We start from the raw sequence: 20,398 nt of genomic DNA, 5'->3' as shown, positions 1-20,398 counted from the left end.
GTAGATCTTTAAATGTGCTTTTTAGTTGATTTAGAGCTGGGTTGTTTGTGTCAGCTTCTAAGCTTGCTTCATAGTTGCCATCTTTTATCTCATTTACAAAGGTGTTGGCTTTTTGGATGAAGGTGTTCTCTTTTTCTTTAGATGTTTGGATCTTTTGGATGTTTTCATTTATAAGAGAAGACATAACGCCAAATTCATCTTTAGAAACGATATTTGACTTAACTGGCTCTTTGATCTCGTAGTTTAGAAATTTAAAGAACGAAATAAGCGAATCAGATATCTTTGAGAGTGGCTTAAGCGATCTGCTAACGATAAATATAAGAAGCGCTACGATGACTACTATAAATATAACTGAAGAGATGACTTGTGAGACAAGTGTTTTGCTAAGGCTTGCATCATAATCGCTCCAAGAGTTTGCAGAACATACAAGCCAGTTTGCTTGATCGTAAAGCTCGCAAGCAAGAAGTCTTTCTGTGCCTCTAAGATTGTAAGTAAATGTTTTATCGCCATTTTTCTTATACTCGTTTGAGTAGTCGTCAATGATCTTCATAGCTTCGCTAGCATCAGATAAAACAAGATCCTTATGAACAAAATGAATTATTTTTTTATGCTCTAAATCAAATAAAGCTATTGCGCTACTTGGAGTTGGTTTTATCTTATTAAGCTCATTATCAAGCTTATCTATGCCCATATCCACGCCAAAGACGCCAACAACCTTGCCATCAACAACTATCTTTTTAGCGATAGTTAAATTTAAGCCACCAGCTGAGCTTGTGTATGGAGCTGAAAAGATAATGCCCTCTTTTGCAATAGCGTCCTTGTACCAGCCTTTAACCCTCGCATCATAGTTTTTTCTCTGATCAAAAACCATAAATTTACGCTCTTTGCCATCAAGCACAGCGTTATAAACAGCACCATCAGCCGCATAACCAAAGTAAAACTCAGAAAAATCAGTAACCTGCGCTGCGTTCATCAGCACTTTTTCTAAAGCCTCTTTGTCATCCAAAATTTGCGGATGCGCCTCGATGTAACTAGCAAAATTTTGAACGGCTGCAAGCTTGTCTTCAAAAAATGCATTCATATAAAACTGCAAAACTTTTGAAGATGAAGTCTTAGACTCCTTTGCTAAATCATAAATCCTCTCCTTGGTATTTGTGTAATTCACCGTTGAAAACACGCCAAGCGAGACAACTAAAAGCACCACGATAATGAGTGCTATCTTGTTTGCTGCTTTTTTCATAAACAAAATCCCTTTGTGTAAATTTTATGTTTATATCGGCAAAATTTTTTTATGGTTAATAGCTATCTACAATTATTTAGGTGTGAAATTTCAAGTAAAATTTCACATAAATTTTAGTTTCTAGCATCTGCTAAAACAAGCGCAAAAAGCACATCAACGCCTGCTTTTTGAAGCGTATCTCTAGCTTCTAGTATCGTTGTGCCAGTGGTTACGATGTCATCGACTAAGATAACTGGCGCCGTGATCTTTTTTAAAATTTTAAAATTCCTTGGATTGTTTTGTCTAAATTTAAGATCCTTGCCGCTGTAGCTGACACTGCTTGTCGCATGCAGGGCATGAAAGATGGGTTTAAGGTTTTTAGCACGAAGTTCATTTGCCAAAATAGCCGTGTGCGAGTAGCCATGATGCACTCTATCATCTATCGGCAGGGCATAAATTTGCTCTGGGAAGCTAAAGCTTTTAGCAAATTTCTTAAAAGCAAATTTGGCTAAATTTTTATAGATAAAAAGTCCGTGCATTTGGTGCTTTGAGTGGATGAGCTCTTTGATCTCAGAGTAGCCATAGAAGCTATAAATTTTAAAGCCCTCTAGCTCTCTTACTACAGGGCTTGGCTCGCTTAAAATTTGCGAGCAGGTTTTACAAAATGTCTTTAGAGTAAAGCTCTTGCAAAACGCACAAAACATCAGCTATTTAAGATAGCGATAGCAGAGCGCTTAACGGCGTCATTAATGATGTCTGTTAAGAATGGCTTAAATGCTCCGCCAGTGCGAACTAGCTCAAATTTGGTTTGGTTGTTTGAGATATTTTTGATGATGCTTTGATCGCCTTTTTGGATTTTAAGAGTGATCTTTATCTTGCCCCTTGTGTTGTCGCTGCCATATCCGCTCATATTTGCTTCAAATTCGTTTATGAAAACTTCAACCACGACGCCACCCATGCCATTTACATTTGCGCCACGTGCCGCAAGCTCTCTTTTAAGGGAGTCGCTAAAGTAAGTCGCAAGGTCATTTTGAAGCACGACATACTCTTTTACAGTGCCTCTACCATCGGTTATAGTTGCAATAGTGCTTTTGTTTTTGCGACTATCATGCACCGCACTTATATATACTTCAAGGCCGTTAGCTTGCTGACTTGCAGCAGTTTTGTAAGGATCAAACGCAACTACTGTCTGAGTAGGCGCACAACCGCTCAAAAATAGGACAAAAAGTCCAAAGATAGCTAGAAATTTAAATTTACTCATATTTTTCCTTTCAAAGTTTAGTGATCTCATCAGCCACTTTTATGGCGGCTTGCTTAACTAAAAGTGCGATAAAGAAGTCAAACTGACCGCTTTTTGACGCCTCAAGCTTCTCCACGTGGTGTCTAGTCGAGATAGGAATTCGTTTTTTGAAATTTATATCTGAAAGCACAAGCTCGCCATATAGATGTCCGTTTAAAATTTCAGAGCTTCTAGAGTAAGTGCCTCTAAGCTCGTCAAATCTAAAATCAAGCCTATATGTATAAGGCGATGTTTGCGTATCCACGACAACGATGCCACGCGAATTTAGCTCACGTTTTAAAAACATATAAAAGAGCACTTCAAGACGTGGATTTGAGTTAAAGACTACGCCACTACCATCTTCTCTTGTGTAATAAATCGACCTTGCGCTGCTTCTAGCATCCACGATCCTGTGAAAATAGACCTTCTTTAGCCCGACATTTATGTCGATCATATTTTTTTCTAAGCAGCAGTTTATCGCCACGTCGCTTCTATACTTGACGCCATTTATAAAGACGCCATCGCCCCTGCCCTTGCACGCGCTGCAGTCGGCTGGTATGCGTAAAACCTCTTCAAAATATGTCTTATCTTGGCTGCTTATGCTTGCACTTTGCACGCCGTCTATGCCCTCGCACGATAGACAAAGGCTAGCTTTTGCCACGCAGCCAGTTAGAAAGACGGCTGCAAAAATTGCTAATAATGTCGCTCTTAGCATTTCACTTCCTTTTGCTCTTTTTGTTTTTTGCGGAGATTTTTCACGCTCTCGCCTGCGATGCCGTAGTTGTTCGTATCGATCTCATCGATAATGACAACGGTATTTTGAGCGCTTCTACCTAAAATTTCGCTTATTAGCTTTGTAACTCCGCTTATCATCTTCTCTTTTTGCTCCACGCTTGGGCTATCACCCTCTTTTGTCACGCAAATTTTCACAAACGGCATAGAACTCCTTTTTGTAAATTTAGCACTTAAATTTTAATCAAAAACTATCCACAAAACAAGCTCCCTAATGCGGCAGTATCGCAAAGTCAGACAAGGCGTGGGTAAAATTTACGACGGGAGTTACCATGGCAGGTAATGACCGAGTAAATTTTAGACACAACGAAGTATGACAAAGCGAGACAACGCATTAGTCTATTTTTAGGACTGATAAAAACGCCTCCTGCGGCAAATTCACCTTACCTATCGCCTTCATCCTCTTCTTACCCTCTTTTTGCTTTTCTAGCAACTTTCTCTTACGAGTGATGTCGCCGCCGTAGCACTTGGCGGTGACGTTTTTGCCCATTGATTTTACGGTTTCACGAGCTATGATTTTGTTGCCGATGCTAGCTTGTATCGCCACCTCAAAGAGCTGACGTGGCACGATCTCTTTCATCGCCTTTACGAAGTCTCTGCCCTTTGTCTGTGCCTTGCTCTCAGGCACGATGATAGAGAGCGCATCGACCGTCTCGCCGGCCACTTTGACATCAAGCTTCACTAGATCGCCCACGCGGTAGTCGCTTGGCTCATAGTCAAAGCTTGCGTAGCCTTTGGTGCTTGACTTTAGCTTGTCGTAAAAGTCCATCACGATCTCGTTCATCGGTATGTCATACTCGAGCAATACGCGGTCAGTCGTGATGTAGTCCATCTTTGTTTGGATGCCGCGGCGATTGTTTAAGAGTGTGATGATGTTGCCCAAAAACTCGCTTGGCGTGATGATAGTAGCCTTCACGTATGGCTCAAGGATTGAGTCTATTTTATTGACTGGTGGCAACTGACTTGGGTTTTGAATTTTTAAATTTAGCCCATCAGTTTGGATGACTTCATAAGTCACAGTTGGCGCTGTGGCGATGAGATCAAGGTCAAACTCACGCTCTAGCCTCTCTTTGACGACCTCCATGTGAAGAAGACCTAAAAAGCCAACCCTAAAGCCAAATCCAAGTGCGACCGAGGTCTCTGGCTCGTAGCTAATGGAGCTGTCATTTAGCTTTAGCTTATCCAGCGCGTCACGCAGATCTTCAAATTTATCAGTTTCAATAGGATAAAGCCCCGCAAAAACAAACGGCTTAGCCCTCTCAAAGCCACCAACTGGCTCTTTTAGAGGATTTCTTGACTGCGTTATCGTATCACCAACTTGCACGTCGCTAACGTTTTTAAGCCCCAAAACCACGATGCCGACCTCGCCAGCGCTAAGCGTTTTGGTCTTGATGGGTGCTATAGGATTTGGATACATGAGGTCAAGCACAATGTGTTTTTTACCTGTGCCCATGACCAAAATTTCATCATTTTTTGAAATTTCACCATCATAAACGCGCACAAGAGCAAGCGCGCCAAGGTAGTTGTCAAACCAACTGTCATAAATGAGCGCCTTTGTAGGCTTGCTAGCATCGCCATTTGGCGCAGGGATCCTCGTGATGATCGCTTCTAGTAGCTCTTTTATACCAACGCCTGTTTTTGCGCTCACTTCGATCGCTCCTGAGCAGTCAAGTCCGATGATATGCTCGATCTCGTCTTTTACCCTAGCAGGGTCAGCCGCTGGTAGGTCGATCTTGTTGATGACTGGGATGATCTCTAGGTTGTTTTCAAGCGCGATATAGACGTTTGCGATGGTTTGCGCCTCCACGCCCTGGCTAGCATCCACGACAAGCAGTGCGCCCTCGCAGCTAGCCAAAGAGCGGCTTACCTCGTAGCTAAAATCGACGTGTCCTGGAGTGTCTATCAAATTTAAAACAAAATTTTGCCCATTTAGTGCGTAGTTTAGGCGGACAGACTGGGCTTTGATCGTGATGCCACGCTCTTTTTCTATATCCATCGTGTCCATGATTTGCGAGCTCATCTCACGGTCGCTTACGGCGCCACACTCCTGAATGAGACGGTCAGCAAGCGTGCTTTTGCCGTGGTCGATGTGAGCTATGATGCTAAAGTTTCTAATGTTTTTCATGAAATCCCTAGTTAAATTTTAGGCGATTTTATAAAAAAAATCGTTAAAGTTGAGTAAAAATGAGTTTGCTAGGTCAGTAAGGTTTAAATTTAAAGCTCAAATTTAGCTCTTAAAATTTTACGCAGATCACAGAGCACAACGCAAAGCGAATATAAAAAATAGGCGTAAGCCACAAGCGGCAAAAAAATAAGAAAACCTGAAGCATAAACTAAAGCACTAAGCATGTATGTCGCAGTTGCAAGCACTGGCACATGATAAGTCCAAAGCTCTGGTTGTTCAAAAGGGGTGTCTATGGCATTAAAATATAGAGCAAAATTTAACGCCAGCAACAAAGTAAATATATAATCCTTTTTCATACAAAATAGAGCGCAGATCAAGGCTACTACAAAATTTACTGCGATAAGAGAAACTATGACACTGCCCATAAAAGTGCAAAACAAACCCATAGCCACGACCATTAGATATTCATTTTTTATGCGAAACATTAAATTTAAACCTTTTGCGTCAAATTTTAGTGATGATGCCCAAAATGCTCGTCTTTATGCGCGCTTTTTAGCTCGCAGATGAGATCATCTTTGTGCCCAAGGCTCTCGCTCTCAAACTGAAGCGTGACATGGCCGATGCCTGCGTGAGAAAGCTCGTGCTCGATGCGCTTTATCATCTTTGAAATTTCAGCCACGCTTAGCGCATCATCCACCACCACGTGGGCTATGAGCGCGTTTGTGCCAGCATTTATCGCCCAGATATGCAGGTCATGCACGATTTTAACGCCATCTACTCCCTTTATAACGCCTAAAATTTCATCCGTATCAAGCTTAAGCGGTACGGCTTCGATCAGGATATTAAAGCTATCTTTTAGCAAGCTAGCGCCACTTTTTATGATGAGTAGCGAGACAAAGATACTTGCGATGCTATCGGCCTGCGTGAAGTTAAATTTTATCACAAGAAGCGCTGCAACGATGGCGCCAACCGAGCCAAGCGTGTCGCCAAGCACGTGCAAATAAGCACCTTTCATGTTTAAATTTTCTTTTGTATCAGCGCTTTTATGCATATAAATAGCCACGACTAAATTTACCACAAGCCCCAAAATGCTAACAAAAAGCATCGTTTCAGCCTCTATCTCTGGCTCGCTAAAAAGCCTAATGATAGCTTCGACTATGACAAAGATAGCCAGCGCGATAAGAGCGATAGCATTTATGAAAGCGGCGATGATCTCGACCCTTTTGTAGCCAAAGGTCTTTTGTAAATTTGCCCTTTTTTCTGAAATTTTAAACGCCATGAGCGACAAAAAGAGAGCTGCAGCGTCTGAGAGCATGTGAAATGCGTCGCTAATAAGCGCAAGCGAGTTTGAAACGAAGCCAAAAACGGCCTCAACTATCATAAACGTGAAAATTAGAAAAAACGAATTTCTAAGAACGCTCTTGTTGTGCATCATTGTCCTTCTTTTTGGCGTCGATCCTCTTGCCGATATCTTTTAAATTTGAAAATCCCTCGATGAGCTTTGGCGAGTCGTCAAGGCTGATGACGAAATTCCATATATAGGTCATCACAGAGTAGATGTGGCCGGCATTTGTCTGCTGCGAGCTTAGCACTATTATCGCCACCAAAAAGAGCAGCGAAGCGCTGATGCCGATGATAAAATAGCTCATCGCCTCCCTATTTGAGATCGCTATACGAAATTTAGAAACGACATCATAGTGCCTATTTAGCGTGCTTTTATTAAAAACACCTATCACCTTTGCCTCTTTTTCTAAGCGGTCATTTAAGCGAAGATAAAGGTCGTCATTTTTCTTAATATATTTTAGCAAAAATATAAGAAAAAAAGGTCATCACTACAAAGCACGCCGCAGCGACCTTTGGCTCGACAAAGATGAGCATAAACGCTGAGCCGATGATCGAAATGACCGATGTAAAAAACATAGGAAAATGCGTCTCAAAGAAATTTACAAACTCTCGCGAGAGCGCTACTCTGGCGATGATGGCGGAGTCGTCTTTGGCATTTTGTTTTTCATTCATGATGACATTTACAGCAAGCTTTGCGTAGATATTTGCAAAAACTTGCGTATCCACGCGGCGCCTAATGGCTCCTACAAGCCACGCTATGAGCACAAAAAGTGCGTAAATAAGGGCATTTGACGTGTTTCCTTGTATGATTGCGTTGATCGCAAAGCCCGCAAATATCGGGTATGCTAGAAAAAGTCCGTTCTCTGCTAGCACCAAAGTAAAGGTCAAAATGAGCTTTTTGTTGTGCTCGGTAGCTATGCTCTTTAGCGTTTTAAAGGCGTTATTTTGCAAATTTTAACTCCAAGTTATCATAAATTCTTCGTAAATTTTAGCCTAAATTTGCAAATTTTGATAGTTTTTAGTTGTAACTCTTGACATTACAACAAAAAATCACTATACTTCGCTCATCGGTTGTAAGAAAAAAGATTACAACACAAAGAACAAGGAGAACAAAATGAAAAATTATCAAGTTGCAAAGGTCGCAAACGAGCCAAGAGTCGAGCTAAAAGAGGCTTTAAATTTAACTGGCTGTGAGGTATCTATAAACGAACTTCCAGCAAATGTGAGCGTGCCATTTGTCCATGCACACAAGCAAAACGAGGAGCTTTACATCATCACTGATGGCGATGGCGAGCTTTTCATCGACGGCGAAGTGATAAAAGTAAGCAAAGGCGACGCAATGCGCATAGATCCAGATGGCAAAAGGTGCTTTAAAGCTGGCAAAAACGGCATCAAAATGATCTGCATCCAGACAAAACGCGGTAGCCTAGAGCAATACACTATGACTGACGGCGTGATAGTTGATGACGTAAAGCCAAGCTGGCTGTAAATTTAAAAAGCAAAATTTAAATAGCAATCTTAGGCACAAACGGCAAAAGCGGCGTAAATTTATCTAAAAATGGCTTCAAAACTCGGCGATCGTTAGAAAACAAAGAGCAAAACGACGACGTAAAAGTCATCTATAAAAGATATTTTTGAGCCTACAAAAGCTGATCTAACAGGCTTTGATGCGGTTATCAGCGCATTTGCGGCATGGAGCGAAGAAACTTTCCCGCTTCACAAAAAAGTGGCCGCTCACCTAGTAAATTTACTAAAAGGCACTAGCACAAGGCTCATCGTAGTTGGCGGCGCTGGCACGTTATTTGTTGATAGCAAAGGCACTATGGTCATGGATACGCCAGACTTTCCAGCAGCATATATGGGCGTAGCAAAGGCTACGGCGGAGTCATATTTTGAGCTAAAAGGTGGCACAAATGTGCTTTGGACATACGTAAGTCCAGCAGGCGACTACGACGCAAACGGCGCTCGCACTGGCAAATACGTGCTTGGCGGGGATGATCTCATACTAAACTCAAAAAATGAGAGCTACATAAGCTACGCAGACCTTGCGCTTGCGATCATTGACGAGCTAAAAAACAAGAAATTTATCCAAAAGCGCTTCACCGCAGTTGGCGAGAGAGCGTGAGTTTGGTTTTAGCAGGCAAATTTAAACTTACGCCTGCTAAACTTAGGGGTTTAAATATGAAATTTAAGGGAGCTTATGCAAGTTGGCATTAAATTTTCAACCGCGATACACGCGCTTTTATGTGCTAAATTTTTTGAAAATGAGAAGGTTACAAGCGAATTTATAGCTGGCAGCATAAACACAAACCCAGTTATCGTTAGGCGCCTGCTTGGCACTCTAAAGGCTGCAGGGCTCGTAAATGTCGCAGCTGGAGTTGGTGGGGTGAGCCTTGCAAAAGAGCCAAAAGATATAAATTTACTTGAAATTTTTAACGCAGTAAATAATAAAGAAAAACTTTTTAAAATTCACTCTGACTCACCAAAAGCCTGCCCGCTTGGTGGCAGGATAGAAGAGCTTTTAAGCGGGCACTTTTTAAGAGCACAAACTGCCCTAGAAAACGAGCTAAAAAACGTTACTTTGCAAGATTTATTAGACGAGCTTGCAAGATAAATTTAGGCTAGAGATTGATCCTTTCTAGCCTAAAATAAATTTACAAACTACTCCTGCATCGTGATCCATTTTTGTGCGATCCTGACGGCATTTGTCGCAGCTCCGACGCGGATCTGATCGGCACTGCACCAAAGGTGAAGCACATTTGATCTAAAGTTATCAACCCTGATCCTACCAACATAAGTCTCGTTTGTATCGCTTGAGATAGTAGGCATCGGATACTCTTTTTTAGCTGGATTATCGACTACGACGACGCTTGGAGCTTTGCTTAAAACCTCTCTTGCCGCATCTGCGCTCACGTCTTTGTCAAAATGGATAGTGATCGCCTCAGAGTGGCTTCTAAGCACTGGCACACGCACGCAAGTAGCGCTCACTTCGATATCTTTGTGAAGAATTTTTTGCGTCTCATTGACCATTTTCATCTCTTCTTTTGTGTAGTCGTTATCCAAAAAGACGTCGATGTGTGGGATCACATTTAGCGCTAGGCGGTGCGCAAAGACCTTTGGCTCGCACTCATCAAGCTTAAATTCAAAAAACTTTTGCATCTGCACAACAAGCTCCTCCATACCCTCTTTGCCAGCGCCACTTGCTGCTTGATAGGTAGAAACATCGACCCTGTTGATGCCAAAAGCGTCATTTAGTGGTTTTAAAATTTGTACCATTTGGATGGTTGAACAGTTTGGATTAGCGATGATGCCGCGGTTTTTCCACATAGCAATGTCACTTGGGTTACACTCGGGCACGACTAGCGGGATATCTTTATCCATTCTAAAATGGCTAGTATTATCGATGACTACCGCGCCGCTATCAGCTGCAAATTTGGCAAATTTCTCTGAAACTGAGCCGCCTGCACTAAAAAATGCAATATCGATCTCGTGCTCGCTAAAAACTTTCTCGGTTAGCTCTTTTACTTTGTAGTGTTTGCCCTTAAATTCGATCTCCATGCCAACGCTCTTTGCGCTTGCAAGTGGCAAAAGCTCACCAACTGGGAAATCAACCTCCTCCATAACTCTAAAAAGCTCTTCGCCGACCGCTCCAGTAGCACCAACGACCGCTACGTTAAATTTTCTCATCTGCTCTCCTTGGTTTCTTTTAATTTTCTTAATTTGCATAATTTTACTAGCCAAAAACTTAAATTTTTACCTATTTTTTACTTCTTGCTTGCAAAAATAGATCTTTTGGCAAAATTTCATCGCCCTCGCTTAGTATCGCTGCACGCTGCACGACTGAGATGAGCTCTCTTATGTTACCTGGATAGTCGTAGCCTAAAAGCTCCTCTTTGGCTGCTTTTGAGAAATTTTTAGCCTCAAAGCCATACTCTTTGCAGTATTTGTCCAAAGCATCCTGCGCGATAGGTAAAATTTCATCCTTTCGCTCGCGAAGTGGCGGGATGAAAAGCGGGATCGTGTTTAGGCGGTAGAAAAGATCCTCTCTAAACCTGCCCTCTTTCATAGCAAGCTCTAAATTTGCATTTGTAGCGCAGATGATGCGAACGTCTATCTTTTCGCTCTTTGTAGCGCCAAGTCTTGTTATCTCGCGCTCCTGCAAAGCACGAAGCAATTTTGGCTGCAAATTTATAGGCATCTCGCCGATCTCATCTAAAAATAGCGTTCCGCCATTTGCCAGCTCAAACTGCCCTTTTTTGGTAGTCGCAGCGTCAGTAAAAGCGCCTTTTTCAAAGCCAAAAAGCTCACTTTCTATCAAATTTTCAGGGATCGCAGCCATGTTTAAAGCGATAAATGCAGCATCTTTTCTTGGTGAGTTTGCGTGGATAAATTTAGCAAAGACCTCCTTGCCAACGCCGCTTTCGCCACTAAGCATTATTGAGGCGTCAGTTCTTGCAGCTTTTAGCGCGATATTTAGCGTCGCTTCAAGCGCCTTTGAAGTGGCTAAAAAGCCGTTATTTTCGCTTTTAGTTTCAACTTTTTTTATGCTTTTTGGAGTTTTTTGTTTTAGTGCCTCTACCCTTTTTATCGCCTCATAAAGCGTCGAGACGTCAAATGGCTTTGTTAAAAAGTCTTTCACGCCGAGTCTAACGCTCTCGATCGCCTTATTGAGTGTGGCGTTTCCAGTCATTATGATGACGTCAAATTTGCCATTTAACTCTTTAATGAACTCAAGTCCGTCCATCTTTGGCATGTTTATATCGGTGATTATTAGATCAGTGTCGTCGCTTAGCTTTTTTAGAGCTTCAACTGCGCTCTTATAGCTCTTGATGTTTAGCTCTTCATATTCACCAAGTGCGATCTCAAGCGACTTTCGCATATTGATGTCATCTTCTACTATGACGATATTCATTTGATCTCTTTTTTATTGAAGTGTGCCGATGATAGCGGATTTTGGCTTAAATTCCACCATAAATCTAACTGGCAAAATTTTCAAATTTGAAGCATTTGTGACCTGCGCATTTTTGACATTTAGCTCATTTTTTATCATCACTTTTTTTAAAGCAAAGCAGTCAAAAATTTCATCTTTGTGTAAATTTAAAAAGCCAAGAGTTGTGGTGTTTTCATCTTTAAAAGCATCTATCTGGCAAAGAAATTTTGGTTTTGGATTGGGCGAGAGAGTCATCGCCTTAGAAAATGAAATTTCTTCAAAGGCAACTATTTGATTTTTCGTATCAACCTTCGCCCAGAAGATAAACTCCTCCAGGCAAAAGGCGAAATTTAAAAGTATCGTTAGTAAGAAAAGACTTCGCGCCACTTATCTTCGTCTATCTTAAGCTCCATATTTACCTTATAAAGCCCGTCTTTGAAATTTTCATTCACGATCCTTGCGTTTTTAACAAGACCTTGAACCTTTGAAGTGATAGATGAGTCATTTAGCATCGCGTCTCTTACGGTGTCTTCAGCGTTGATCTTTACGCCATAAAGCTTACCTGCAAGCTGCGAATAAGCATCAGCCATCGCTGCTCTTTTTGCAAGAGTGACTGACTGAGCATATGAGAGCGAATTTAGCGGAGCTATGCCCTCGCCTGTGGCTCTAAAAGTGGTCTCTCTTGGAGCGCTATCATATATCATCTTCTCTTTTTTCATCACATCTCTAAGATCGTCTTTATCGACCTTTTGGATGACTACGTTGCGGTTTGATGTGCTAGTTGGCTCGCCCATAAAGCCATTAAATGAGCAGCCGCCAAAAATAGCAATCATCAAAGCAAAAGATAAAATTTTAACCTTCATAAACAACCTTTTTTATGCTTTTATTTAAATTTTAATAGCAAAATTTATTCCAAAAGCCCCATATCTTCGCTTGGTGCTTCATCCTCGTCCTCGCCATCATCTGCCTTAGGGCATCTTGCGATACTTACAACATCATCGCCATCTACATTTACCACGATCACGCCGCTTGTGTTACGTCCTGCTTTGCGGATGCTTTGCATATCTACTCTTATCATCTTGCCACTTGATGTTAGAGCCATAAGATCTTGCTCTTCATCAACCATCACAACGCCCACTAGATCGCCTGTTCTGCTTGTTAGTTTCATGCAGATGACGCCTTTGCCACCACGGTTTGTCAAGCGATACTCATCAGCGGTTGTGCGCTTGCCGATACCTTTTTGAGATATGCTTAAAATTTCTTGGTCATTGCTTTCGATGACTGCTGCACCTACGACCTCATCGCCTGGCTCTTTAAATTTGATACCAGTTACGCCGCGTGCAGTTCTTCCCATTTGGCGAACCTTGCTGATCTTAAATTTAAGACACATACCCTTTTTAGTAACAACAAATAGCATTGTCTCATCGCCTGAGTTTGTGTCCTCTTCGGCATTTACATTATCTTCGTCGATCTCATTTTGAAGCTCTTCAACTTCAAGAACCTCTGTCTCTACGCTTAGCTCATTTTCAGGGTCGGTGACCGGCATATCATCGTATGTTTGAGCGATGAGCGCAGTTACTAGCTCGTCGTTCTCATCAAGGCTTATAGCTCTTACGCCAACTGAGCGGATGTTTTTAAACTCGCTTAAATTTGTGCGTTTTACGATGCCGTTTTTAGTAAAGAATGCTAGCGATTTGCTCTCATCAAAGTCAGTCGTTGGGATGATCGCTTTTATCTTCTCATCAGGCTGCAACTGGATCAAATTTACAACTGCTTTGCCTTTTGCTGTGCGGCTTCCCTCTGGGATCTTATAGACTTTTAGCCAGTAGAGCTGTCCGCGGTCAGTTACAAACATAAGCGTATCGTGAGTATTTGAAGTAAAGAAGCTCTCTATAAAGTCATCATCGTATGTCGTGACCGCTACTTTGCCCTTGCCGCCGCGTTTTTGCTTCTCGTACTGCTTGCTTGGCACACGCTTGATATAGCCGCGGTGAGTTATGGTTACGACCATATTTTCATTTGGTATGAGGTCTTCGATGTCGATATCATCGTAGTCATCAACGATCTCAGTCACTCTTGGTACTTTAAATTTATTTTTAATCTCAAGAAGCTCTTCTTTAATCAAATTTTCAAGCAATGTCTCGCTCTTTAAAATTTCATCAAGTCTTGCGATCTCAGCCATAAGCTCGGCTAGCTCGGCCTCTAGTTTTTCTCTCTCTAGGCCTGTAAGCTTGCTTAGACGCATATCAAGGATAGCATTTGCTTGAAGCTCTGAGAGGTTAAATTTACTCATCAAGCCCTCTCTAGCAACGGCTGTATCGGCACTATTTCTAATAAGCTCGATCACCTCGTCGATGTTATCAAGTGCGATCTTTAGACCCTCTAAGATGTGGGCTCTTGCGCGCGCTTTTTCAAGCTCAAATATCGTCCTTCTAATGATAACTGTTTTTCTGTGATTTAAAAATAGCTTAAGTAGCTCGATAAGGTTAAACACCTTTGGCTCTTTGTTATTAATAGCAAGCATAATAACGCCAAAAGTGCTCTCCATCGTGGTTGATTTAAAGAGATTATTTAGCACGATGTCACTCATCGCGTCGCGTTTTAGCTCGATGACTACGCGGATGCCGTCCTTGTCTGACTCGTCTCTAACCTCGCTAATGCCATCTATCTGCTTATCTTTTACAAGCTCAGCGATCTGCTCGATAAGCCTTGCTTTGTTTGTTTGATAAGGTAGCTCGTCGATAACGATGACATCTTTGTTTGGCTTTTTTTCTATGTGAGTTTTGGCTCTTAGTTTGACCCTGCCACGACCTGTGCGGTAGGCCTCTATGATGCCTTTTTTACCAAAGATGATACCGCCAGTTGGGAAGTCTGGACCTTTTATAAATTCCATCACCTCTTCAAGCGTCGCCTCTTTGTTTTCAAGAAGTAGCAAAAGACCGTCTATTAGCTCATCAAGGCTGTGTGGTGGGATATTTGTCGCCATGCCGACCGCGATACCACTTGAGCCGTTTAGCAATAAATTTGGCACACGGCTAGGCAAAACATCTGGCTCAACCTCTCTATCGTCGTAGTTTGGTACAAAATCAACCGTGTCTTTGTCGATATCTTTTAAAAGCTCTTCAGTAAGCATGGTCATTCTAGCTTCGGTATAACGCATCGCAGCTGCGCTATCGCCGTCAATCGAGCCAAAGTTTCCTTGTCCATCAACGACTGGATAGCGCATAGAAAATTTCTGAGCCATACGAACAAGTGCGTCATAAACCGCTATGTCGCCGTGTGGGTGGTACTTACCGATGACTTCACCGACGATACGAGCTGACTTCATATAAGCACTTCTGCTGCCAACGCCGAGGTTATCCATAGCGTATAAAATTCTTCTATGAACTGGCTTTAGTCCGTCTCTAGCGTCAGGCAAAGCACGTCCAACGATGACGCTCATAGAGTAGTCAAGATAGCTATTTTTTATAGAATCTTCGATATCAACTGAAGCGATATCTTGAGTTAATTCAAGTAGATTGTCTTTCATTTTTATCCTTAAATTTAGCTTGAGGGATTTTAGCTAAAAATTGATAAAAACTTTCTAAGGGCAAAGCGGCCTGGGTTAAATTTAACCCTAAGCACGCTCGTAATATGTAGCTCCGTTTGAAAAACGCTTTGTATAAAGTGGGGTGTAAGGCACAAGATCGGCGTGTCCTGCGTAGAGCCTGCCCTCTGGCTTAAGCATCCTATGCAGTCTCTCAACGCATTTTAGCCTAAATTCGTCGTCAAAATATATCATCATATTTCTTGAAAGGACGATGTCAAATTTACCAAGATTAAACATCGCATCGTCAAAAACATTTAAAATTTTAAACTCACACCTTGGTAAAATTTCTTTTTTGATGAAAAATTTGTCATCTTTTTTTGTAAAAAATCTCTCCTTTTGAAACTCGCTTAGCCTATGTAAGCTCCTCTCGCCATAGCTTCCGACGCTACAAGCTTGTATGGCTTCTGAGTTTATGTCGATGCCAGTTAGCTGGATATCACTTTGTCTAAGGCCAAATTCATAAGCAAGCATAGCAAGCGAATAGGTCTCATCGCCAGTTGAGCAAGGCGCACATAAAATTCTAGCCTCCCCAAGCTCTTTTGCGTAGTAGATCACGTCTTTTAGCTGTGCTAGCTCTCTATAAAAATATGTCTCATTTACGGTGACTAAATTTAAAAGATCTTGCCTAAGCAGCGTGTCAAATCTTATCATCGAAACTAGATCTTTAAAGCTTTTTATCTGGCGATTTTTGGCAAATATACTAACTCTTTGCAGAGTGATGTCTCTCTTTGGCTCCAGATCAACCCCGCAAAGCGTCTTTATAGTGCTCATAAATTCGTTAAATCCATCCATATCGCTTGGTGCTTTTGCCTCTAAAACTTCGCTTTGTTTATCCACTTTGTTAAAAAGCATTTAAAAACTCCTCAAGCTCTTTTCTTATCATCATTAAATTTAACGATTTTAAATTTTGATTTAGCTCTTTAGCACGCTTTGGCATGCCATAAACTATCGCGCTCTCTTCGTTTTCAGCTATGCATTTTGCACCTGCTTTATAGAGCTTATCAAGCCCAGCTGCGCCATCATCGCCGATGCCAGTTAGCAAGATCGCAAGTAAATTTACATTTTTGGCGATCTGCGTGCCTGAGTTAAAAAGCACATCAACATTTGGCGTGTATATCGTTTTTATCTCAGGTTGTGGCTTTGCACTAACTGGCAAAGTCGCTGAAATTTCAAAATTTTGATCACAGATATAGACGATATTTTCTCTTAAATTTGTCTTTTCGCTTAGAATTTCAACATTTATATTGCACTCCCTGCCCATTTGCGTGACAAATGAGTTTATAAACATCTTGTTCATGTGCTGAGCTATGACGACCATCGCACCATTTAAATTTATATCTTTTAATAGTTTTTTTATATGACCTGGGCCTCCTGTTGAAGCCCCTATTAAGACCAGTTTTTGAGCCACTAATTGCCTTTAAAATTTAAAATTTACCACACAAATCAAGTTCTAAATTCGCCAAGTTTTGCATTTAGCGTATCTGTCATCTTGTTTAGATGCTCAGCAGCTGATGCTATCTCTTCTACGCTTCTTGTACTTTGAGATGAAATTTGACTTATGCCCTCCATGCTTTTTACTATATCGTCAATATCCTTGCCAGTCTTTATATAGTCCTCGATAGTTTTATCAGATAGTCCTATGGCTGATCTCATGATATCGCTCATATCTCTTATGGTATTTTGCGCGTTGTTTGCCACGCCTGTTAGCTCGCTTATTTGCTTAGAGTTGATGCTCATTTGCTCGCTACTTTCATTTATCGCTTGAACGATGACATTGATAGTTGCGTTTATCTCAGTAAGGCTCTTTTGAGTGCGCTCAGCTAGCTTTCTAACCTCGTCAGCAACGACTGCAAAGCCACGTCCATGCTCACCTGCACGTGCCGCCTCAATGGCTGCATTAAGAGCTAGTAAATTTGTCTGATCAGCGATGTCATTTATAACCACAAGGACTGATTTAACCTGCTCAGCGTCACGGCTAAGCTGCTCGATCTTGCCAGCCATTTGGTTCTCAATATCAGATGTCTGAGCGATCTCTGAAGATAAATTTGAGATGGTATTTAAGGTCTCATCAACGTAGGTTAGCGCCTTTTTAAGATCATCTTTGCCACCTTTTGCAACTTCGATTGAATCTTTCATATATGATTGTATCTCAGCGCAATCCTTCCCAGCGTTCTGAACTATCTTACTTGAGTTTTCTACCCCACGACCAGTTTGGACTGAGGTTGAGCTAAGCTCGTTTGCGATGGAGCTATTTTCATTTGAGATATCTTTTGCCTCCGAGATTAAAACCCTTACTTTTTCTATAAATTTATTTATGGCTTCGCTGGCTTTTGCTATCTCATCTTTGCCTACAACTTCTAGTTTTCTTGTTAGATCGCCATCGCCACTTGAGAGGTTTGTAGCCCGCATGATTAGCTCATTTAGCGGTTTTGTGATAGAAAATTTAGAGTAAAGCATAGCAACTATTAGTGAGATGATTAAGACTACGATGGCTATAACAATGAAATTTGTAGTGTTTGCATTGGCATCATTTTGCATGGTAGCTGAAATTTTATCTATCTCTTTATACATGCCCTCAAGACCAACAACAGACATCAGCACTACATCTTCATGAAAGAGGCTTAGTTTTAGCCCTTTTCCTATCTTTCTAACTGTTGAGCCATCTTTTGCTTTAGCTACAAAATTTACAAAAGCGCCCTCGCTATTTTCTGAGGCTTTTTGCATAAGATCTTTTATGTATTTATAGCCATTTGCGTCAGTTGCTTCAAGTCTATCAAGACCGTTATACTCAGGCACTCCAGGACTAGAGATAACCACACCTTTTGTGGTGTAGATACTAAAGTATCCCTTTTTATCATCGCCAAATCTAGCCTTTGAGAGATAGTCGATAATATCTTCTTTTTGATCTTCAATGGTCTCGTTTGCGTCGTCATAGACCTCTTGAATTTTTAGCAAAATGTTTGAAACGATATCCATCTCTTCACTTAAAGCTGCTCTTTTGTCGGCTAAGATCGTTTCAGTCAGCTGTTTGGTAGAAAATTCTATCGCTTTGTTTTGCTCGTAAATATTTAGAAAGACTAAGATGGCTCCAAGCACCAGTAGGGACGAGACAATCATCATCGTCACTTTTGATGAAATTTTCATAATACCTCCTTTTTAATGTTTAAATTTCCTTAATTTTGAGATTATAGCACTATTAAAGTGCAATATTTACTTTTTATTTGTGATCTTATATAAAAAGCTAAATATCTCAGCCACCGCCTTATATAAATTTGGCGGTATCTCTTGATCGACCTCGACCTTGCTTAAAATTTCAATGAGATCAGGATCCTCTTTGATCGGTATGTCATGCTCTTTTGCAAGGCTTATTATCTTATTTGCTATCTCGCCAGCACCGCTTGCAAGCACCTTTGGAGCGTTATCTTGCGATCTATTGTAGCCAAGGGCGACGGCTTTTTTCTTATTTACTTGCATCAAATTTTCTTATCAAAGCCCACATCAAGGCCACCAAAATTTTTAAATCTATCGTTTAACTTCACCTTTGGCAAGGTTTTGATGTTAAAATTTGAAACGATTAGTCCAAGCTTTGAGATCGCTTGCTTTAGCTCGCTTGAATTTCCTAAGATAAGCTCTTTAAACTCATTTGTCTGCGTTGCCACCGATAGATCGATATAGCGTTTATCCACAAGTCCAACCATCACGTTTATCTGGCCAAATTTCTTAAAATTTAGATCGATCTGGGCATAAAATTTATCCTTTTTGCCCTGCTTAAATGCGACATTTCCGCCCTCAACGCCGTCCCAGATATAAGGCATATAAGTTTGTATGCCTCCTTGCAAGCTTGATACCATCTGGTGCATCTCGATTTGAGAGATCATCTTGTTTGCAGCATTGACTGTTTGGGCATTTTGGCTCTTTTCGCTTATGTTTAAAAGCGTGCTTTTTACATCTTGATTTAGCACCTTTGAAATTTCACTCTGGCTCTTTGTCGTGATGTTATTTATATCATTTGTGGCTAGTTTTAGCTGCTTTAAAAGTGCCTTGCTCTCAGATAGCTCGCTTTTAGCTGTGCTTGCTTCTGGGTCTGCTAGGCTTAGGCTGTGAGCTAGGCGTCTTGCTGCACTTTGGAGCTTATCTTGTAAGCTGCCCTCTTTTGAGACGTCGCTAACCTCGTTAAACGCCTTTACAAGTCCTGCCTCATCGCCTATGTTATTTAGCATTTTTAGATCGTTTTTTAGGCTCTCAAGGATAGCTTTTAGCTCTTTGTGATTTTGTGTAAAGCCAAAGTTTTGATTTAGTTTTTCGCTAGCTAAATTTGCCACCTTCTCACTTAAATTTGAGATGAAATTCTCCATCTTACTGGTCTGATTTTTAACCGCGTCTGCGTTTTGCTCTTTTGAGAAGTTTTTATCTAGAAATTTAGCCACATTATCAAGCTTATCCACATCTTTTAAAAGCGTTTTTACGCTCGAGTTATCAAGGATGTTTTTAGCATCACCGCTCGCTTTTTCAAGCATAGAAGTAAGCTTCATAAATGAGTTTTGATTATCCAAGCTCTCATCATTTAGGGTTAAAATTTGACTAAGTAAATTTTGATTTGAGAGATTTTTTATATCGCTTAGTAGCTTTTGTATAGAGCTTGGCAGCTTCTCTGGGGTAAGTGCATCTTTTAAATTTGCTTCAAGCATGACGCCTGAGTTTTTGATCTGATCATTTAGCGAGCCAGCTTTAAGGTCAGCGATTGGCTTTAGAAATTCTTTTAGTTTTAGAGCAAGGCTCTTTATCTCAGGGTTTTCATTTTGCGCAGCTTCTGCCTCTAGGCTTTTGGCAAGGTCTGAGAGCTCGCTAGCTAAATTTGGAGCGATCTTAGTGTCTTTTGCCTGAGATAAAATTTGCTCAGCTTTGCTAAGGCTTGAAGCGCTTTTTAGATCATCAAGCACCCTTGCAACTAGCTTACCAACGTTATCAAGAGCATTTGAGATGGTCTGCTCACTTGGCGTCCCAGCTGGCTGATTTTTAAAAAGCGGGCCTTCATTTTTACGAACAGGCGCATTTTGGGCGGCATTTTGCCCAGTTTGAACCGAGGTGTTTGATATATTTAGAGAATTTACTACGTCCAT

Annotated in this window: 23 protein-coding genes; 3 read left to right on the top strand and 20 right to left on the bottom strand. The window is 41.2% G+C overall.

Features of this window, described 5'->3' with window-relative positions; translation table 11 throughout:
- The 10 genes from CYO89_RS05520 to CYO89_RS10580 form a co-directional block, all read right to left on the bottom strand.
- Positions 1-1,240: cache domain-containing protein (locus CYO89_RS05520; RefSeq protein WP_141090720.1), on the bottom strand; the 1,240-nt coding region annotated here is incomplete at its 3' end.
- A gap of 113 nt (positions 1,241-1,353) precedes the next feature.
- Positions 1,354-1,923, bottom strand: coding sequence for a ComF family protein (locus tag CYO89_RS05515; protein WP_103597447.1), 570 nt, complete (start codon positions 1,921-1,923; stop codon positions 1,354-1,356).
- Complete coding sequence (locus CYO89_RS05510) at positions 1,923-2,480, bottom strand: YajG family lipoprotein (protein WP_103580763.1); 558 nt, start codon at positions 2,478-2,480, stop codon at positions 1,923-1,925. Before CYO89_RS05510 ends, CYO89_RS05515 begins: the two co-directional genes overlap by 1 nt.
- A 10-nt stretch (positions 2,481-2,490) precedes the next feature.
- Positions 2,491-3,213: a hypothetical protein gene (locus CYO89_RS05505; protein WP_103597446.1), complete on the bottom strand. Its 723-nt coding sequence runs from the start codon at positions 3,211-3,213 to the stop codon at positions 2,491-2,493.
- Entirely contained in the window at positions 3,207-3,437 is a 231-nt protein-coding gene (locus CYO89_RS05500) for a 2-hydroxymuconate tautomerase family protein (protein ID WP_009294206.1), read from the bottom strand. The genes CYO89_RS05505 and CYO89_RS05500 overlap by 7 nt, the downstream gene beginning before the upstream one ends.
- Positions 3,438-3,624: 187 nt before the next feature.
- Positions 3,625-5,415 (bottom strand): translation elongation factor 4, encoded by a 1,791-nt coding sequence (gene lepA / locus CYO89_RS05495; protein WP_021087702.1) that lies wholly within the window; start codon positions 5,413-5,415, stop codon positions 3,625-3,627.
- Between the two features lie 89 nt (positions 5,416-5,504).
- Positions 5,505-5,900 (bottom strand): transporter, encoded by a 396-nt coding sequence (locus tag CYO89_RS05490; protein WP_103597444.1) that lies wholly within the window; start codon positions 5,898-5,900, stop codon positions 5,505-5,507.
- Positions 5,901-5,926: 26 nt separating this feature from the next.
- Positions 5,927-6,850, bottom strand: coding sequence for a cation diffusion facilitator family transporter (locus CYO89_RS05485; protein WP_258032534.1), 924 nt, complete (start codon positions 6,848-6,850; stop codon positions 5,927-5,929).
- Positions 6,825-7,223 carry an ABC transporter six-transmembrane domain-containing protein gene (locus CYO89_RS10585; RefSeq protein ID WP_234401078.1) on the bottom strand — a complete coding sequence of 133 codons (399 nt, stop codon included), beginning with the start codon at positions 7,221-7,223 and terminating at the stop codon, positions 6,825-6,827. The genes CYO89_RS05485 and CYO89_RS10585 overlap by 26 nt, the downstream gene beginning before the upstream one ends.
- Complete coding sequence (locus CYO89_RS10580; protein WP_234401081.1) at positions 7,207-7,710, bottom strand: ABC transporter six-transmembrane domain-containing protein; 504 nt, start codon at positions 7,708-7,710, stop codon at positions 7,207-7,209. Before CYO89_RS10580 ends, CYO89_RS10585 begins: the two co-directional genes overlap by 17 nt.
- Positions 7,711-7,873: 163 nt before the next feature.
- Between CYO89_RS10580 and CYO89_RS05475 the strand changes: the two genes are divergently transcribed.
- From CYO89_RS05475 to CYO89_RS05465, 3 genes are all read left to right on the top strand, one after another.
- Positions 7,874-8,248: a cupin domain-containing protein gene (locus CYO89_RS05475; protein WP_103597440.1), complete on the top strand. Its 375-nt coding sequence runs from the start codon at positions 7,874-7,876 to the stop codon at positions 8,246-8,248.
- Positions 8,249-8,380: 132 nt separating this feature from the next.
- A complete protein-coding gene (locus CYO89_RS05470; protein WP_343219172.1) occupies positions 8,381-8,884 on the top strand; it encodes an NAD(P)-dependent oxidoreductase in 504 nt (167 codons plus the stop codon).
- Between the two features lie 75 nt (positions 8,885-8,959).
- The gene (locus CYO89_RS05465) at positions 8,960-9,373 is read left to right on the top strand and encodes an Rrf2 family transcriptional regulator (RefSeq protein WP_103597436.1); all 414 of its coding nucleotides are present in this window, start codon (positions 8,960-8,962) and stop codon (positions 9,371-9,373) included.
- Between the two features lie 47 nt (positions 9,374-9,420).
- Here CYO89_RS05465 and CYO89_RS05460 read toward each other — a convergent pair whose 3' ends face one another.
- The 10 genes from CYO89_RS05460 to CYO89_RS05415 form a co-directional block, all read right to left on the bottom strand.
- Positions 9,421-10,446: an aspartate-semialdehyde dehydrogenase gene (locus CYO89_RS05460; RefSeq protein WP_002939724.1), complete on the bottom strand. Its 1,026-nt coding sequence runs from the start codon at positions 10,444-10,446 to the stop codon at positions 9,421-9,423.
- Between the two features lie 70 nt (positions 10,447-10,516).
- On the bottom strand, positions 10,517-11,671 hold the full coding sequence (locus CYO89_RS05455; RefSeq protein ID WP_103597435.1) for a sigma-54-dependent transcriptional regulator: 1,155 nt from the start codon (positions 11,669-11,671) through the stop codon (positions 10,517-10,519).
- A 12-nt stretch (positions 11,672-11,683) separates the two neighbouring features.
- Positions 11,684-12,076, bottom strand: a complete 393-nt coding sequence (locus tag CYO89_RS05450) for a hypothetical protein (RefSeq protein ID WP_087578732.1) — start codon at positions 12,074-12,076, stop codon at positions 11,684-11,686.
- Positions 12,052-12,483, bottom strand: coding sequence for an LPP20 family lipoprotein (locus tag CYO89_RS05445; protein WP_258032537.1), 432 nt, complete (start codon positions 12,481-12,483; stop codon positions 12,052-12,054). The genes CYO89_RS05450 and CYO89_RS05445 overlap by 25 nt, the downstream gene beginning before the upstream one ends.
- 113 nt (positions 12,484-12,596) lie before the next feature.
- Positions 12,597-15,218: a DNA gyrase subunit A gene (gene gyrA / locus CYO89_RS05440; RefSeq protein ID WP_103597431.1), complete on the bottom strand. Its 2,622-nt coding sequence runs from the start codon at positions 15,216-15,218 to the stop codon at positions 12,597-12,599.
- A gap of 87 nt (positions 15,219-15,305) precedes the next feature.
- Positions 15,306-16,130, bottom strand: coding sequence for a CheR family methyltransferase (locus tag CYO89_RS05435; protein WP_103597429.1), 825 nt, complete (start codon positions 16,128-16,130; stop codon positions 15,306-15,308).
- Positions 16,120-16,686 carry a CheB methylesterase domain-containing protein gene (locus CYO89_RS05430; RefSeq protein WP_021092891.1) on the bottom strand — a complete coding sequence of 189 codons (567 nt, stop codon included), beginning with the start codon at positions 16,684-16,686 and terminating at the stop codon, positions 16,120-16,122. Before CYO89_RS05430 ends, CYO89_RS05435 begins: the two co-directional genes overlap by 11 nt.
- Positions 16,687-16,721: 35 nt before the next feature.
- The gene (locus tag CYO89_RS05425; protein ID WP_103597427.1) at positions 16,722-18,422 is read right to left on the bottom strand and encodes a methyl-accepting chemotaxis protein; all 1,701 of its coding nucleotides are present in this window, start codon (positions 18,420-18,422) and stop codon (positions 16,722-16,724) included.
- A 66-nt stretch (positions 18,423-18,488) separates the two neighbouring features.
- The gene (locus tag CYO89_RS05420; RefSeq protein ID WP_223227339.1) at positions 18,489-18,755 is read right to left on the bottom strand and encodes a FlhB-like flagellar biosynthesis protein; all 267 of its coding nucleotides are present in this window, start codon (positions 18,753-18,755) and stop codon (positions 18,489-18,491) included.
- Positions 18,752-20,398, bottom strand: a complete 1,647-nt coding sequence (locus CYO89_RS05415; protein ID WP_103597425.1) for a flagellar hook-length control protein FliK — start codon at positions 20,396-20,398, stop codon at positions 18,752-18,754. Before CYO89_RS05415 ends, CYO89_RS05420 begins: the two co-directional genes overlap by 4 nt.

Origin of the sequence: Campylobacter concisus (assembly GCF_002913765.1) — a bacterium.
In the GTDB taxonomy this organism is placed as follows: domain Bacteria; phylum Campylobacterota; class Campylobacteria; order Campylobacterales; family Campylobacteraceae; genus Campylobacter_A; species Campylobacter_A concisus_BB.
Note: the sequence above shows the minus strand (reverse complement) of the source record. Positions and strands in the feature narration are given on the sequence as shown.